The 14,814-nt window shown below is 72.8% G+C and carries 12 protein-coding genes; 5 read left to right on the plus strand and 7 right to left on the minus strand.

Features of this window, described 5'->3' with window-relative positions:
- Positions 1 to 34: 34 nt before the first annotated feature.
- Positions 35 to 3,352 carry an ALF repeat-containing protein gene (locus ACFCY1_RS00275; RefSeq protein ID WP_375872953.1) on the minus strand — a complete coding sequence of 1,106 codons (3,318 nt, stop codon included), beginning with the start codon at positions 3,350 to 3,352 and terminating at the stop codon, positions 35 to 37.
- Positions 3,353 to 4,101: 749 nt separating this feature from the next.
- Between ACFCY1_RS00275 and ACFCY1_RS00280 the strand changes: the two genes are divergently transcribed.
- The 4 genes from ACFCY1_RS00280 (at position 4,102) to ACFCY1_RS00295 (ending at position 6,951) form a co-directional block, all read left to right on the plus strand.
- The gene (locus tag ACFCY1_RS00280) at positions 4,102 to 4,278 is read left to right on the plus strand and encodes a hypothetical protein (RefSeq protein WP_375872954.1); all 177 of its coding nucleotides are present in this window, start codon (positions 4,102 to 4,104) and stop codon (positions 4,276 to 4,278) included.
- A gap of 472 nt (positions 4,279 to 4,750) precedes the next feature.
- The gene (locus ACFCY1_RS00285; protein ID WP_375872955.1) at positions 4,751 to 5,248 is read left to right on the plus strand and encodes a beta-class carbonic anhydrase; all 498 of its coding nucleotides are present in this window, start codon (positions 4,751 to 4,753) and stop codon (positions 5,246 to 5,248) included.
- A 109-nt stretch (positions 5,249 to 5,357) separates the two neighbouring features.
- Complete coding sequence (gene thpR, locus ACFCY1_RS00290) at positions 5,358 to 5,951, plus strand: RNA 2',3'-cyclic phosphodiesterase (protein WP_375872956.1); 594 nt, start codon at positions 5,358 to 5,360, stop codon at positions 5,949 to 5,951.
- 277 nt (positions 5,952 to 6,228) lie between these two features.
- A complete protein-coding gene (locus ACFCY1_RS00295) occupies positions 6,229 to 6,951 on the plus strand; it encodes an LURP-one-related/scramblase family protein (protein ID WP_375872957.1) in 723 nt (240 codons plus the stop codon).
- A gap of 228 nt (positions 6,952 to 7,179) precedes the next feature.
- Here ACFCY1_RS00295 and ACFCY1_RS00300 read toward each other — a convergent pair whose 3' ends face one another.
- From ACFCY1_RS00300 to ACFCY1_RS00315, 4 genes are all read right to left on the minus strand, one after another.
- Positions 7,180 to 7,503, minus strand: coding sequence for a hypothetical protein (locus ACFCY1_RS00300; protein ID WP_375872958.1), 324 nt, complete (start codon positions 7,501 to 7,503; stop codon positions 7,180 to 7,182).
- Between the two features lie 142 nt (positions 7,504 to 7,645).
- Entirely contained in the window at positions 7,646 to 8,977 is a 1,332-nt protein-coding gene (locus ACFCY1_RS00305; RefSeq protein ID WP_375872959.1) for a M64 family metallopeptidase, read from the minus strand.
- 285 nt (positions 8,978 to 9,262) lie between these two features.
- Complete coding sequence (locus tag ACFCY1_RS00310; protein WP_375872960.1) at positions 9,263 to 10,516, minus strand: MFS transporter; 1,254 nt, start codon at positions 10,514 to 10,516, stop codon at positions 9,263 to 9,265.
- Between the two features lie 45 nt (positions 10,517 to 10,561).
- Positions 10,562 to 11,290, minus strand: coding sequence for a class II aldolase/adducin family protein (locus ACFCY1_RS00315; RefSeq protein ID WP_375872961.1), 729 nt, complete (start codon positions 11,288 to 11,290; stop codon positions 10,562 to 10,564).
- A gap of 191 nt (positions 11,291 to 11,481) precedes the next feature.
- Here ACFCY1_RS00315 and ACFCY1_RS00320 point away from each other — a divergent pair, with 191 nt between their 5' ends.
- Positions 11,482 to 12,399 carry a LysR family transcriptional regulator gene (locus ACFCY1_RS00320; protein WP_375872962.1) on the plus strand — a complete coding sequence of 306 codons (918 nt, stop codon included), beginning with the start codon at positions 11,482 to 11,484 and terminating at the stop codon, positions 12,397 to 12,399.
- A 213-nt stretch (positions 12,400 to 12,612) separates the two neighbouring features.
- On the opposite strand, the gene ACFCY1_RS00325 is transcribed toward ACFCY1_RS00320, so the two are convergent.
- Both ACFCY1_RS00325 and ACFCY1_RS00330 read right to left on the minus strand, forming a co-directional pair.
- A complete protein-coding gene (locus ACFCY1_RS00325; protein WP_375872963.1) occupies positions 12,613 to 13,089 on the minus strand; it encodes a hypothetical protein in 477 nt (158 codons plus the stop codon).
- 323 nt (positions 13,090 to 13,412) lie between these two features.
- Positions 13,413 to 14,711 carry a serine hydrolase domain-containing protein gene (locus ACFCY1_RS00330; RefSeq protein ID WP_375872964.1) on the minus strand — a complete coding sequence of 433 codons (1,299 nt, stop codon included), beginning with the start codon at positions 14,709 to 14,711 and terminating at the stop codon, positions 13,413 to 13,415.
- Positions 14,712 to 14,814: the final 103 nt, after the last annotated feature.

Raw genomic sequence — 14,814 nt, forward strand, 5'->3', positions numbered from 1 at the left:
ACGGCCGATCACTCACTGCCTAGCGATCACCTGATCAGTCGTCGCTCGAGAACCAGCTGACGACGGACGAGACAGCACTGTGTCCGGCCTTCACCAGCCTCTCGCCGACCTTCTCGGTCACCTTCACGCCGAACTTGGCCGCTTCCGCCGCGCCCTTCTCGATCGCGCCGACCACTCGGCCACCGATCAGGGAGAGGCCGACGGATGCCACCGAGCCGATGAACTTGTCGCTGCTGAAGCCGTAGCCGATCCCGGTGTACAGGGCCGAAGCCACACCCGTCACCAGCGAGAACGTGCCGACGGCGGCCGCGAAGGGCTGGCCACCCGGAATGAGCATCAGGCCGGCCGCGACGAACCCGCTCCAGGTGCTGACACTGCCCAGGAAGTCTCCGTAGTCCTTGAACAGCTGCTTGTCGTCCTTCGGCGGAGAGCCCGGAGCGGGCTTCTCGGGAGCCGGAGCCGGAGTGGTCACCTTGTCGTTGGCCGGCGTGTTCACCGGGTCGACGTGGTTGGCCTCGTTGGCCTTCGCCTGGGCCGCCGCGGCGGCGGCAGCGGCGGCCTGCTCCTGCGCCCGCTTCTGCGCGGCGATGGCGTGGGCGTCGCTCGCGGCCTGCGACGCCGTGGCGGCGTCCTTGCCCGCCGCGCTCGCGCTGGCCGCGGCCTGCGCCGCCGAGGCCCTCGCGCTCGCCGCCGAGTTCACGGCCTGGTTCGCGGAGGTGGTCGCCTGGGTGGCCGAGTAGTTGGCCTGCCGGTTGGCCGTCTGCGCGGTCGCCGCCGCACTCTTGGCCTTCTGCGCCGAAGCGGCGGCGGCTGCCGCGGAGGCGTCGGCGGCGGCGGACTTGGCCTTGGCGTCGTCCGCGTACCCCTTCGCCTGCTGGGCCGACTGCCCTGCCAGGCTCGCCCAGTGCGCGGCCTCATCCGACGCGTGGCGCGCGTCCGCGGCGATCTGGTACGCCCGCTGGGCGCTCTCGCTCGCGGTGGCCGCGTCCTTCGCGGCGTTGGCGATCATGCTCAGCACGGACGACACGTGCGCGTCGGTGTCCGCGTCCTTCTGCGCCGCCGTGAACTGGGTCTTGCGGACGAACTCGTGCTGCATCCAGGCCGGTCCGGCCAGGGCGACCGCGCCCGCGGCCTTCACGTTGGGCCCGCCGCCGTCCGTGGCGACCACCACGGCCACCCGGTCGTCCTCGGCCAGGGCCTTGGCGTAGCCGTTGGACAGGAAGGCGGCCAGGACCGACACCCGGCCGTCGGCCAGTGCCGCGCCGCCGTCCCGCTGGACGGCCTTGCCGCCGTCCGAGACCAGGGAGACGGTCCGCACCCGCAGGTCCTCGGCCTGGGCCTGGAGCGCCCCGCCGCTGAGGAACCTCTCGACCGCGGTCGGGTCGGTGCTCTCCAGCGTCTTCTGCGCCTCGGTCGCCAGCTTGGCGTTCGCGATGCTCGTGACGGCCAGGATCTTCTCCCGGTCGTCGAGCTGCAGGCTGCGCTGGTAGTCCGACTTGGCCCAGGAGACCACGGCCTCGTCGGTGCCGGAGAGCGCGGCCTGCGCCGACGCCCGGGTCCAGGAGCCGGTGGACTTCAGCAGGTTGACCGCGGCCTTGCGGCCGGCCTGGGCGGCCGTCGCGGTGGCTGTTCCGGTCGCCGCGGCCTGCTTGACCAGGTCCTTCGTCGCGGCGTCCTGCGAGGCGGCCTCGGTCTGCTGCTGGTTGAAGTCCGCCTGGGTGGCCTGATCGTCCTTCAGCAGCAGGTCGGCCTGGGTGACACCGAGCTGCTTGTCCGACTCCAGCTGCACGGCCTCGGCGTCACGGGCCAGCTTCTCGAGCGTCTGGGCCTTCGCCACCGCCGAGGCCGCGGTCTCGGCGGCGACAGCGGCGGCGTCCGCGTGCTGCCCCGCGATCTTCGCCCAGTCCTGGGCCTGGCCCGCTGCGGCGGCCGCGGCGTCGGCTGCCGCAGCGGCCTTCTCCGCGTGGTCGGCGGTCCGGTTGGCCAGATCCTTGGCCTCGCCCGCCGCGGCGGCGGCCGCGGTGGCGAGGTTCTGGGCACGGGTCGCGGCCGTGCTGGCCGCGTTGGCCGCGTTGCGGGCGGTGGTGGCCGCGTTGCGGGCGCGGGCCGCCTGCTCGGTGGCCTGGCCAGCGGAACCGGCCGCCTGGGCGCTGGCCTCGGCGGCAGCGGCGGCGTTGTTGGCGGCGCGGGCCGCGGCGGAGCCGGCCTGGCCCGCCCGGGCACTCGCGTCGGCGGCGGACGAGGCGGCCGACGCCGCGTCCCGCGCACCGGCGGCGGCGTTGCGCGCCAGCACAGCGGCGTCGCTCGCCGCCTTGGCCTGGGACCGGTCGCCCGCGGCGGCGGCAGCGGCGTTGTACGCGCGGCTGGCGGCCTGGCCGGCGGCGGCGGCGGCCGAAGCGGCCGAACGCGCCGCCGTGGCAGCCGTCTTGGCTGCCGCCACCGCCGTGTTGGAGGCGTCGATCGCGGTCTTCGCGGCCTCCGCCGCACCCTGGGCGGCCTCGGCGGCCCGGTTGGCCGCGGCGCCCGTCTTCTCGGCGTCGTCCTTGGTCTTGGCAGCCTCGTCCGCGGCCGTCAGCGCGGCCTGCTTGGCCGTCTCGGCGGCCTTCTCGGCCCGGGCGCCCGCCTCCTGGGCGGCGGCCGTCTCCTCCAGGGCCCGCTTGGTGGCGTCCTTCGCGGTCTGGGCGAGCTGCTTGACGTCGAGCGTCTCCTGGTCCCTCGCCTGGGCGAGGAGCTGGCCGTTCTCCAGGAACCCGCGGATGTCGGCGGGTGTGCCGCTGAGCGCCCGGCCGGCCTGCTTGGTGAACTCCGGGCCGGTGTAGACGTCCATCAGCCGCAGGACGGCGACCCGGTCGTCCTCCTCCTGCGCCTTGAACCGGCCGGTGGTCAGGAAGGCGTCCATGGCCTCGGCGGTGCCGTCGCCGAGCGCCTTGGTCCCGGCCGTGCGGACGGCGACGTCGGCGCCGTCGACGATGGTGACGATCGCCGCCCGGCGGTCGTCCATCATCGGGTTCTGCCAGCCGCTGGTGACGAACGCGTGGAGGTCGGCGTCCGACCCGCTCAGCGCCTTCGTCGCGGCGTCGCGCACGCCCTTGCCGGTGCTGCTCAGCATCTTGATGACGGCGAAGCGCTCGTCCGACGCCTGAGCACGGCTCAGCGTGCTGGTCAAGAACGTGGTGATGTCGGCGTCCGAGCCGACCAGTGCCCGTGCGGCCGCGTCCTTCACCGCAGTGCCGCCGCCCTGCCAGGCTTCGACCACCTGCGCGCGGTAGTTGGCCGGCAGCGGCTCCGGGGCCGTGTCGGACGGAAGTGCTTGGGCGACCGTCGTCCCCATGACGGTCGCGGCCAGCATCATGGCCGTGGCGGACAGGATCCTGGCGCGTGAGCGCCGTGCCGACCCTGCCCTCATTGGCGAGTTCGCCATTTCCCCCTCTTCTTCCCCAATCTCCTGGCCCGTCAGGGCCAGTGTTCACCAGGACAGTTGTCCTGATGCCGCAGGAATCCTAATGCCGGAGAAGGCGGATCGACGGGGCGGAATGATTTTGTCTGGATCGCATGCCAACTGGCTGAATCCCCGTCGGTTTCGGCCACCGATCGCATAGGCCTGCAATGGATTCACCCAAACGGCGGCAAAGGACCGGTTCATCACCCTCGTCCGGTTCACGTACATCCCCCCTGCGCCCCGAATGTCAGAGTGACTGACCGTCAGTATGGCGGCCAGTCACTGAAAGTGATGGCAGGATAGGGATTTGCCAAACCAGGAAAAATACAGGAAGGGCACAGGAAGAACACAGGAAGAGTGCCGCTCCGGGGGCGTGAGCATCCGATCCACCGGGGAGCAGCGAACACCACCGTGGTGTTCGCCGAAGCTCGCGAGGTTGCTGAAGGTTTCCGGGGCCGAGTCGATCGGTGCGTCGGCCGCTGTTCCGGAGAAAGGGCGACGGCCGGGCGCGGTGGCGCATCAACTAGCGCACGTCGGTGGGTATTTCGGCGGAGTTTCGTCCTGCTGGGCGGGCGGGAATCCGTCGTCACGCACCTGTGTTTCCGCGATCACGTGGTCATCCGAGGGTGGTGTGTCGATCCTTGGGTTCGCCACCGTTTTCCGTGAGGGAAGCGGTTCGCCGGCGTGCGATCGACGCCTTCCAGGCCGCCACCGCACTGGCCTGCTTCCTCCACGTTCCCGATCTCGCCGCGCGCTTCTCGAAGGAGGACCGCGGCGGCGGGTGGCGGCTCCCCGAGAACCCGGCGCCGACCGGCGCGGTCCGAGAGGGCGGCATGTGACGTGAGGGAACGTGTGGGATCGCCGCAGCTCGGCTGTCCACGGAGGCGGTCACCCGGCGGAGTGGAGAATGGGCGAATCCCGGGCGGGGCCGCTCCGGCGGGCAGTACCGTGCCCGCATGACCGTGCTCGTCCGCCGTCGTCACATCGACTTCGGCCGCATCCACTCCACAGGCTGTCCGGTCATCGTCTGATCGCCCGTTCCAGCCGCCCGGCCGTGTCGTTCCGTTGCGCTCTTCCGTTGCGCTCCGTTCCGAACGGCACCGCCGTGGCGGCCGTCGCTCCCCGCCGCCGCGAGGGTCGGCCGTCGCCCCGGTCGACGGACCCTCCGAGTGGCGCTCCGGACGCATCCGGCGGGACGCGCTCACCCGCTGCTCCGTGCCGCCCGCAGCACGCACCCGCGGGCGGGACGGGGCGCTCCCGCGCGTCCCGGCCGACCACGATCCGACCGCACCGAGAGGACAGCCGTCCACCATGACCGACACCGCCACCGACCACTACCTGCGCAACAACGCCGACTACGCCGCGGCCTTCGACGGGCGGCTCCCGCTCCCGCCGGCCCGCCGCACGGCCGTCCTGGCCTGCATGGACGCCCGGCTCAACGTGTACGGCGCACTCGGCCTCGCCGAAGGCGACTCGCACGTGATCCGCAACGCCGGCGGGGTGGCCACCGACGACGCCATCCGCTCGCTGGCGATCAGCCAGCGGCTGCTCGGGACCCGGGAGATCATCCTCATCCACCACACCGACTGCGGCATGCTCACCTTCGGCGACGACGCCTTCCGCGAGTCGATCCGGGTGGAGACCGGCGTCAAGCCCCCGTGGGCCGCCGAGGCCTTCGCCGACCTGGAGACGGACGTGCGCCAGTCGGCCGCCCGGATCCGCACCAGTCCCTTCGTCCCGCACACGGACGCCGTGCGCGGCTTCGTCCTCGACGTCGCGACCGGCCTCCTCAAGGAGGTCGTGCTCTGACCTGACGGCGTCCCGGTGCGGCGGTCGGACAGGGCCGCCGCACCGGGGCCCGGCCGGCCCGTACGGGAGAGTCGAGGGTGGCGCCAGCCGTCGACTACCCTCCCCCCTCGTGGACGATCACCCCGAACCCCGGACCCTGCGCGTCTTCGTGGCGCTCGCCCCGCCCGACGACGCCAAGGACGAACTGGCCAGGGCCCTGCGACCCGCCTATGCCGGCTATCCGCGGCTGCGGTGGAACCGGATCGAGGACTGGCACATCACCCTGGCCTTCCTCGGCGAACAGTCGTCCACGGCGGTGCCGCTGCTGCGGTCGGCGCTGGCCGCCGCGGCCCCGTCGCGCCCCGCCCTGCGGCTGGGCCTGCGCGGCGGCGGCTACTTCGACCAGCGGCTGCTGTGGACCGGCATCGACGGTGACCTGGAAGGACTGCACCGGCTCGCCGCCGACGTCCGGGACCTCGCCAGGTCCTGCGGGATCGACTTCAGGGAGCGGCCGCTGAACCCCCATCTCACCCTGGCCCGCTCCCGCCGCGACGACTCCGTCAGCGTGCCGCTGGCGGCGGCCGGGCTCACGGGGTTCGTGGGCCGGCCGTGGCGGACCGAACGCCTCCACCTCGTCGGCAGCAACATCGGTCGCGGCCCCGGGCCGATCCACTACCGCGACATCGAGGCGTGGCGGCTCGGCGTCGCCGCGGCCCCGGCCTGAGGCGCCCGGGGGGCGTAGGCCGGGGAGCCGGGTGCCTGCACCGGCCTACAGGTACGTGCCTACGGGTGCGGCTCCGTTCGATGTCGCACGGTTTTTCCGCCGTCCGTGATCGATCGGCGGATGTGACATCGGCCACACGCGTGCCGGTCGTCGGTCGGCCCTCGTTCGCAACACGCCGATCCGCAGGTCGAATTCGCGACTCGGAGTCCCTGGCGCGCCGGGTGGGCGTCCGAAACGATCTCGCTGCTGACGGTGGATTGGCCCTAGCCTGCCGGGCATGTCCCAGAACACGAACATCCCCGGTTTCCCCGGGGGGCCGACCGCTGCGGTCGGCGACTCCGCCAGGGTGCAGCGCCAGGTACGGCAGCAGGCGGGCGTCGGACCGGTCTACGGTGGCGGCGGCACCCTCTTCTCCGAGCCCGTCCTGGTGGTGAACCAGAAGGCCAAGCTGATCGAGCTGACCAACGAGTACTCGGTCTTCGACCAGCAGGGCGCCACGCTGGGCTCGGTGGTCCAGGTCGGCCAGAGCGGTCTGCGCAAGGTGGTACGGCTGCTCTTCTCCATCGACCAGTACCTGACCCACAAGCTGGAGATCCGCGACGCGCAGGGCACCCCGGTGCTGCTGCTGACCCGTCCGGCGAAGTTCATCAAGTCGCGGGTGATCGTGCAGCGTCCGGACGGCCAGGAGGTCGGCCAGATCGTTCAGCAGAACGCCATCGGGAAGATCAACTTCTCGCTGGAGGTCGGCGGTCAGAAGGTCGGCGCGATCAAGGCCGAGAACTGGCGGGCCTGGAACTTCTCCATCGTCGACGGCACGGACACCGAGATCGCCCGGATCACCAAGACCTGGGAGGGCCTGGCGAAGACGATGTTCACCACGGCCGACAACTACGTTCTCCAGATCCACCGCCCGCTCCCCGACCCGCTGCTCAGCCTGGTCGTGGCGACCGCGCTGACCGTGGACACCGCGCTGAAGCAGGACGCCCGCGGCCTCGGATAGCCGCGAACCGGGGAAACCGGGGACTGACGGGCAGGCCGCCCGAACGTTGCGGGCGGCCTGCCCGTCCCCGCGTTCCGGCTCGGGGGAGGGGGTTCGGGGGAGGGGGCTCGCCGACCGGCCTCTCGAACGTCGCGACGCGCCGACCGGGTTCCGGGTGGTCCCCGGTGCGTGCACTCCGGGCGGGAGGCACCCGTAGGCGATGCCCGGGGGCGGGCCGCCCCCCCCGACTCAGACGAAGGCGATGACGAGCAGGACGGCCGCCAGCAGGAGAACGACCGTCAGCGCCGGGGCGCCGGTACGCCCGCCGGCCTCGGAGGTGACGGCGATCAGCGAGACGGCGGGGACCGCCAGCGAGAGGAAGACCGCCAGCCACCTGACGGTACCGAGGGGAACCCCGGCGACCATGGCCCCCCAGACGGTCGTGAACATCACCACGAGCCAGCCCGTCGCGGTCAGCGCCGCCCAGGTCGCACGCGCGGTCCACCGCTCGACCGGGTCGGCCGAGCGGAAGTTGGTACGGGTCATCGTGAAGATCCGGGTCAAGTTCGCCACCTGAGCATCCTTTCGAACAACACGGCCGGGCACCAGCGACGGAAGCACACGGCGACCCGGCGTCCGGAGTAAGGGTGACGTCGCGTCGGACCAGGTCGACGTGGACCCTCGTCGGCTCGGCCGTGAGGGTCCACGCCCGTGGTCAGCGGGTGACGCTCCAGACCAGGCTGCGGGTCAGCGCCGGGGTCAGGGCCGGGTCGATGACGGCCGAGGTGGGGTCGTTCGCCACGGCCTTGAGCTCGTGGGCCGCGGGCTTGGAGCCGGTGGGGCCGAGGTCGGAGACGGCGATCGACTTGTGGTCGCGCAGGGCCGTCACCTCCTTGCCGTCGAGGTACCAGCGCAGCTTGGTGCCGGAGACCGGGAGGTCGACGGTGAGGTGGTCGGTCGCGGTCAGGCGGGTGGTGACCGGCGTGCTGCTGGAGAGGGTGGAGGCGTGCCGGTAGAAGCCGGCGATCATCGCCTCGCGGCCAGGGAGGTTGAACTCCCGCCCGAGGGAGCGCATCACGGAGTTGTCGGTCGGCCGGTTGAGGCCGGTCGGGTAGTTGCTGCCGCCCTGGTACGCGCCGACGGTGCCGCCGTCGGGCGAGGTCTTCCCGAGCCAGCGGTACCACTTGGCCTTGTCCTGGCGCATCCGGTCGGCGCTCAGGGTGGTGATGTTGGGCTGCGGGGGCTCCGCGCCCTGGTAGGGCCCCGCCCCGTCGGCCCAGTACTCGTCCGCGAGCTTGCCCAGCGAGTGGCCGGTCTCGTGCACGGCTATCTGACCGGACGCGCTGTTGCCGCCCGCGACGGTGGCGATGCCCTCGTACCCGAGCGGCGACTGGGTGCTGCCGTAGCCGGCGCCGCCGTACTTGGCGGTGTTGGCGACGACGATCACGAGGTCGGCCTGCGGGGCCTTGGCGGCGTAGGTGTCGACGGCCTTGATGTCCACGCACAGCAGCCGCTCGATGGAGTTGCACCAGAAGCGCGAGCCGAGGGCGGTCTTGCGGACGGTGTCCTGCTTCGGGTCGCCGGAGACGCCCGACTGGGCGGAGACGGCGCCCACGGCCCACACGTTGAACAGCTTGCGGTAGGTGGCGTACGGCTCGACGGCGCTGATGTCCTTCCACTTCGCCGCGGCGTCCTTGCGGAACTTGTCCTGCTCCGAGGCCGTGTAGCCGTCGCCGATCATGACCACGTCCAGCTTGCTGTCCGTGCTCCCATTGTTGACGATCTTCGTCACGGTGCCGTCCGCCGCGGCGCCGGCCGCGTTCATGACCGGCGCGCCGACGAAGGGGGAGGCGGCAGGGACCTTGGTCCGGCTGATGGCACCGTCCTCGGCGAAGACCTCCACGTCCTGGTCCCCGGGGGAGACGGTGACGGAGGCCGGGTCGACCGGGTCGGACGGAGCGGCGACCGCCGGGCCGACGCCGACGGCGAGAGCCGCCAGTGTCATGGCGCCGGCCAGGGTGACCGAGGTGAACCTGCTGGTGCGCAAGAGGGTTTCTCCGAAATCTATGGGCGGCGAAAAGTGGTGGAGCGCGGGGGAGCGCGGCCCCGTGCCGTGCTGCCGCCGCACTCCACCAACACGGCTGCACGGAGCCGGAACTGACGAGATGACACTGTCGGGTGGTCATCTCATCGGTGGATACGGCCGGCTGCCCACGAACGGTTCACGCGGGCTGTCGCCGTCTCGCCGGTGAGCGAGCTCCTGGCGGCTGCGGGATCATCTCGTCGTCTGCCGGCGCGTTCCGGTGGCCGGCCGGCCCGTTCTCCGGGGAAGTCACCGGCGGGCGGGTGCCCGCTGGGTCAGGAGGACGGCGGCGGCCAGGGCGGCGACCGCGGCGGCGAAGACGGTGGTGGCGGTGCGCAGTCCGACGGCGCCGATCAGCGCGCCGACGCCTACGGCCGGCAGGGCCAGCATGGTGTACAGGGCGGCGAAGAAGGCCGAGACGGTACGGCTGCGGGTCCCGGGCGCTGTGCGCGCGCCGATGAGCGCGATCCCGTGGCCGACGGCGACGCCGGTGGCCAGGCCGACCGTCAGCGCCGCGCCGAGCAGCGGCAGGAGGGAGGAGGCCGCCACGGCGGCGGCGATCAGCCCGGCCGCGACGATCAGCCCGGCGCACGCCGCGGGCAGGGCGGCGCGCCCCAGTCGTGCGGCCAGGAGCTGGCCCGTGCCGGTGCAGGCGAAAGCGAGGGAGACGGTTGCCGCGGTGGCCAGGAGGTCGTGGAGGTGGGCGACTTCGGTCAGGAACAGCCCGGTCACCGCGGTGAGCACGCCGAGGACGGCGAACCCCGCGCCCGCGGCGAGCGCGGCGTGCCGGAACTCCCTGCGGAGGGCGGTGGGCACGCGGGGCGCGCGGGCGACCGACCCGGTTCCCCGCTCCCTCGGCGTCACGGTCTCCGGGGCCACGGCGAGTGCGGCCAGGGCTGCCGTCAGCAGGGCCGCGGCGGCGACCCAGACGGCTCGCAGCGGCCAGCCGGTGGTGTCGGCGAGCGCGGCCGCGAGCAGCGGGCCGCAGGCCAGGCCACCCATGTTCGCGGCGAGTGCCAGCCGCCCGGCACGGAACCGGCCGTCGGCGGGCGCCAGTTCGGCCAGGTGGGCGGTGGCGGTCCCGGTGATGAGCGCGGCGGCCAGCCCGGACAGCACCCGTCCGACCAGGAGGGCGGCCAGGTTCTCGGCGAGGAGGAACACGACGGCGGCCGCCAGGGCGGTGAGCAGCGCCGCGGCGGCGACCGGACGGCGGCCGTACCGGTCGGAGAGCCCGCCGAGCGCCAGCAGTCCCGCGACCACGGCCAGCGCGTAGACCGCGAAGGCCACGGTCACGGCCAGCGGAGAGAAACCGAAGGCGCGCTCGTACAGCGGGTAGAGCGGGGTGGGCACCGTCGTCCCGGCCGTGACGGCCCAGAAGGCGAGGGCGACCGCCCAGGTGCCGATCCGCCGTCTGCCGCCCGGGGAACCCGCCCCGGGAGTGGCGGTGGTCCCGGCGGCGGGCGCGGTCGGCGGGGCGGGTATCGGGGAGGCGTGGGGGTCCACGTGCGGGGTTCCTTCCGCGTGGGCGTCTTTCGGGAACGGGAAGGGTCAGTGGGCCTGGAGGAGTGCGGCTCGGCGTAGCCAGTACCGCCAGCCGGCGTCGATCTGGCTGTCGGGCCAGGCCACCGCGTCCTTCTCCAGGCATTCCTGATGGCCGGTCCAGTGCCGGAGCTCGCCCGCGGCGCGGGCGGTGAGCTGGGTCCGGCAGGCCCGTTCGAGCAGGATCGCGTACATGACCGCGTGGGCGGTTTCCCGACCGACCGCCGCCAGGCCGTGTCCGGGCATCAGGCAGGCGCGGGCGCCGCCGAGGTCGGCCGCGAGCGCGCGGCCCAGCCCGGGGGTGCGGACGAGGTTGTCGGTGGCGGTGTACCGGGGCAGGCCGTGTTCGGCGAAGACGACGGCGTCGTGGCTGAGCGCGCGGAGCGGTTCACCGAGCGCGCTGAAGGCGTTGACCGTCGGGGAGTGGGTGTGGACGCTGGCGCGCACGTCGGGACGGGCCCGCATGAGTTCGGTGTGGAGGTGGTGTTCGAGGTGGACGCGTCCGGTTCCCGCCAACCGCTCGCCGGTCCACGAGACGAGCAGGACGCGCTCGGGAGTGATCTCCTCCAGCCCCCAGCCGGCCGACTTCATCCACACGCCGCGCCCGTCTGGGTCGCGGACCGCCAGGTGTCCCCACACCATGTCACCGTGCCCGGCGGCGGCCAGCGCCCGGCTGCCCAGTGCGACCAGTTCGACCGGGTCGATTGGGTCGATTGGGTCGATTGGGTCGTCCGTCATGGGTGGTGCTCCTTGATGTCGTGTCCGGGCCCGTTCTCGGGCTGCTGTGGCCGCCGTCTCCCCTCGTACGCGGGGGGTTTCGGACCGTGCGTCCGGGGCGTCCGGGGCTGCATCCTGCGGCGGTGCTCACGAGCCTAGGAGCGGTCGCGGATTGCGACCAGTGAAAAGAATGCAAGTGCTATTTTCACTTGGTGAAAGTCACGTCCCTCGACCTCAACCTCCTCGTCATCCTCGACGCCGTACTGGAGGAGGGCAGCGTCACCGCGGCGGCCCGCCGGCTGGACCTGTCGGCACCGGCCGTCAGCAGGGCCCTGGGCCGGCTGCGGACCGCCTTCGGCGATCCCCTGCTGGTGCGCTCCAGCCGCGGACTGAAGCCGACCGCGCACGCGCTGGCGCTGCGTCCGCGGGTACGAGCCCTGGTCGAGGACGCCCGGAACCTGCTGGGGCCCGCGGAGGAGGACGCGCCGGCCGCCTGGTGCCGCAGCTTCACCGTTCTGGCGCCCGAGGACCTGATCGGGTGCTTCGGTACGGACCTGCTGGCCCTCGTGCGCGCCGAAGCCCCCGGCGTCCAGCTGCGCTTCCTCGGCGAAGGGCGGGCGGCCGACGAAGGCGCGGCGGTGCGCGAGGGCGCCGCGGATGTCGCGATCGCGGTCAACGCCTCCAAGGAGGCCGACCTCCGCTCGGAAGGGCTGGTCCGCGAGCCGCTGCTCGGCGTGGTCCGCGCCGGTCACCCGCTGAGCCGCGGCGAGGTCACGGCGGCCCGCTTCGCGGCGTGGGACCACGTCGTGGTCTCCCGTCACGGCCGCCTGCGCACCGCGGTCGACAGGATGCTGGAGGCCGAGGGAGTGCGGCGTACCGTCGCGGCCTCCGTGCCCGGCTTCGCCACGGCGCTGCGCCTGGTAGCCGCCGGCGACCTGGTCGGGATCGTGCCGGCCGCCCTGGCCGGCCGTCTGGCCGACCCGCTCGAACGGGTTGCCTTCCCGGTGCCGTTGGACGTGAAGCCGCTGCGCGTCAGCATGCTGTGGCACCCTCGCCACGACAACGACCCGGCCCACCGCTGGCTGCGTGCCCGCGTCCGCGAAGCGGCCGGCCGGCGGACCGCCCCGTGACGCGCGCCGCCCCGCCCGTCCGCACGGGGCGCGGACGGGCGGGGCGGTCAAGTGCCGTGGCGTGGTCAGGCCTTGGAGCCTCGGCAGCCTGTCGGCGACGGTGAGGCCGAGGGTGCGTTCCTCGGCACGGTCCGGCGCCGTGACGCGCCCTCGGTCCCCGTCACGGCGCCGCTTCCTGATCCGGAAAGATCCCGGGGAAGGCCCGGGGCGGCGTCAGTAGATGAGGACGTCCCAGTGGCTGCCCTCGTTGCAGTACAGGTTGCCCGACGCGGCCTGCCACTGCGGGTAGCCGTCGCCCCGGAGGCCGATGTAGGTGAAGCTGTTCTGGACGTAGCCGTCGATGCAGGAGCTGCGGGCGATGTCGACCTTGTAGCCGTTGTAGTGGCTGTAGGTGCCGGAGGCGTGGCCGACCTCGGTGCCGCCCGTGATGTTGATGGCGCAGCCGCTGGCCTGCTTGAGGGTGATGACGGCGCTGACGGTGCCCGAGTTGATCTGGTCGAACGAGGTACAGGTGGAGTTGGACCTGGTGGTGCGGCCCCCGCTGGAACTCCACGTGATGCCGGCGCCGCTGAACTGGCCGGCGGCCGCGGACTGCGACAGCTTGGTGCCGCTGGCGCCGGCCGTGGGCGCCGAGAGGGCGAGGCCGGCCAGGGCCAGGGCGACGACGGTGGCTGCGGTGCGTGGCTTCATCTGCATCTCCCGGTGAGGATGGTGTGCATCCGACTCGACCCCCGCCCTCCTGCCGCGCCTCGGTGGGAGGGCGGGAGGTCCGGCGCCGGGCCGACGCAAGCGGCCCGGACGTAGGGGTCGTACGCAGTGCTGTGACGCGACAGTGCTCCGGCACGAGGGCCGACCGATCCCTCCGGCGCCACCGCCTGCCGCTCCCGGGAAACGGGGGGCGACGGGCTTCGAGCGCCGGCATCGGACCAGGATGCCCCATCGTTGTCTATGCGAGTAGACCCCGGGCTGTGAATTTCGAGTGACCGGGAGCGGCCTTCAGTGCGTCGAAACGCTCAGGCGAGCGGTCCGGCGAGCGGTCCGGCGGAGTACGGTGTCGCGGCGGCGTCGGACGGGACCGCCGACGGCGAGGAGGCCGACGGGCCACCGCCGCAAGTGCCCGCGGAGTACAGGGCGTTGGAGGTCCTCAGCATCGCGGCATGGTCCGACAGGTCGTACCGGTTGATCGAGGTGGCGAACTGCCGCTTGCCGGTGACCTCGCCGACCAGCAGGGTGTTGTAGCCGGGGATGCCGCCGTCGTGTCCCCAGAACTCGCCGCAGGGTGTGGTCAACCGCTGGAGCCCGAGGCCGTAGCCGGCGGCCGCGTTCGGGCCGCTGGTGTCCTTCATCGCGGCGAGTTCGGCCGGGCCGAGCAGCTGCCCGCCGAGCAGGGCGGCGATGAAGCGGGTGAGGTCCGCGGTGGTGGAGATGCCCGCCCCGGCGGCGGACGCCATCGACGGGTTGAGCAGCGTCACGTCGGCGGGGCCGGTGGGGAGCTTGTAGTAGCCGTGCGCGTGGGAGCCGGGGATGAAGGGCGAGTAGATAGGCATCGACGTGCCCGTCAGGCCCAGCGGCCGGATGATGCGGCGGTCCACCTCCTGCGCCCAACTGCGCCCGGTGAGGCGCTCGATGATCATGCTGATGAGCACGTAGTCGGTGTTGGAGTAGTGCCAGCCCTGACCGGGGGCGAAGTACGGCGGGTACTTGTCGGCGATGTCCACGAGCTGCTGCGGCCGGTAGGACGTCCAGCGCCCACCCGCCAGCCACTGCCGCAGCGTCTCCTCGTTGCTCGCGTCGAACGCCGGGTCCTCGGTGAAGTCGTGGATGCCGCTGGTGTGGTTGAGCAGTTGGCGCACGGTGATGCCGGCGCCGTTCGGGACCACGCCCGGCAGGCGGCTCTCGACGGAGTCGTCGAGGCCGATCCGGTGTTCCGCGACCAGTTGGAGGACCACCGTCGCGACGAAGGTCTTGGTGACGCTGCCGATCCGGAACCGGCCGTCCGGATCGGCGGGCGCACCGGTGGCCAGGTCGGCCACGCCGGCCGCACCCTTCCAGACCGTGGAGCCGTTCTCCCGGACACGGGCCAGCGTCGCCGCCGCCCCGCCCTCCCGCACCATGGCCCGGACCGCCGCGTCCAGGGCCGCCCCGTCCGCCGTCACCCGGTGGGGCGCCGCCGGGGCGCCCGTCGCGCCGGCGGCCGGGGCCAAGGCCGCCAGCAGGCCCGCACCGGCGAGCGCGACGATCGCCGACCGCCCGACCGGGCGCCGCCACCTCCGACCCTTCGACCAAGCTTTCCCGGGCCTCGTATCCGCCATTCCGTCCTCCTGGGGCCTGCCGACGAATGTCATCAACATTCCTCTCAATCACGGTAGTTGACAGACTTTCAGTTCTTTGTGACGTGAGGCGTCCACCTTGGAG

It is taken from the genome of Kitasatospora sp. NPDC056273, from assembly GCF_042268845.1.
Classification (GTDB): Bacteria; Actinomycetota; Actinomycetes; order Streptomycetales; family Streptomycetaceae; genus Kitasatospora.

Bases quoted from the DNA above. Each gene is read 5' to 3' on its own strand.
- ACFCY1_RS00275 (WP_375872953.1), bottom strand. From the start codon at position 3,352: ATGATGCTGGCCGCGACCGTCATGGGGACGACGGTCGCCCAAGCACTT.
- ACFCY1_RS00315 (WP_375872961.1), bottom strand. From the start codon at position 11,290: ATGACGGACGACCCAATCGACCCAATCGACCCAATCGACCCGGTCGAA.
- ACFCY1_RS00330 (WP_375872964.1), bottom strand. From the start codon at position 14,711: ATGGCGGATACGAGGCCCGGGAAAGCTTGGTCGAAGGGTCGGAGGTGG.
- ACFCY1_RS00325 (WP_375872963.1), bottom strand. From the start codon at position 13,089: ATGAAGCCACGCACCGCAGCCACCGTCGTCGCCCTGGCCCTGGCCGGC.
- ACFCY1_RS00295 (WP_375872957.1), top strand. From the start codon at position 6,229: ATGTCCCAGAACACGAACATCCCCGGTTTCCCCGGGGGGCCGACCGCT.
- ACFCY1_RS00285 (WP_375872955.1), top strand. From the start codon at position 4,751: ATGACCGACACCGCCACCGACCACTACCTGCGCAACAACGCCGACTAC.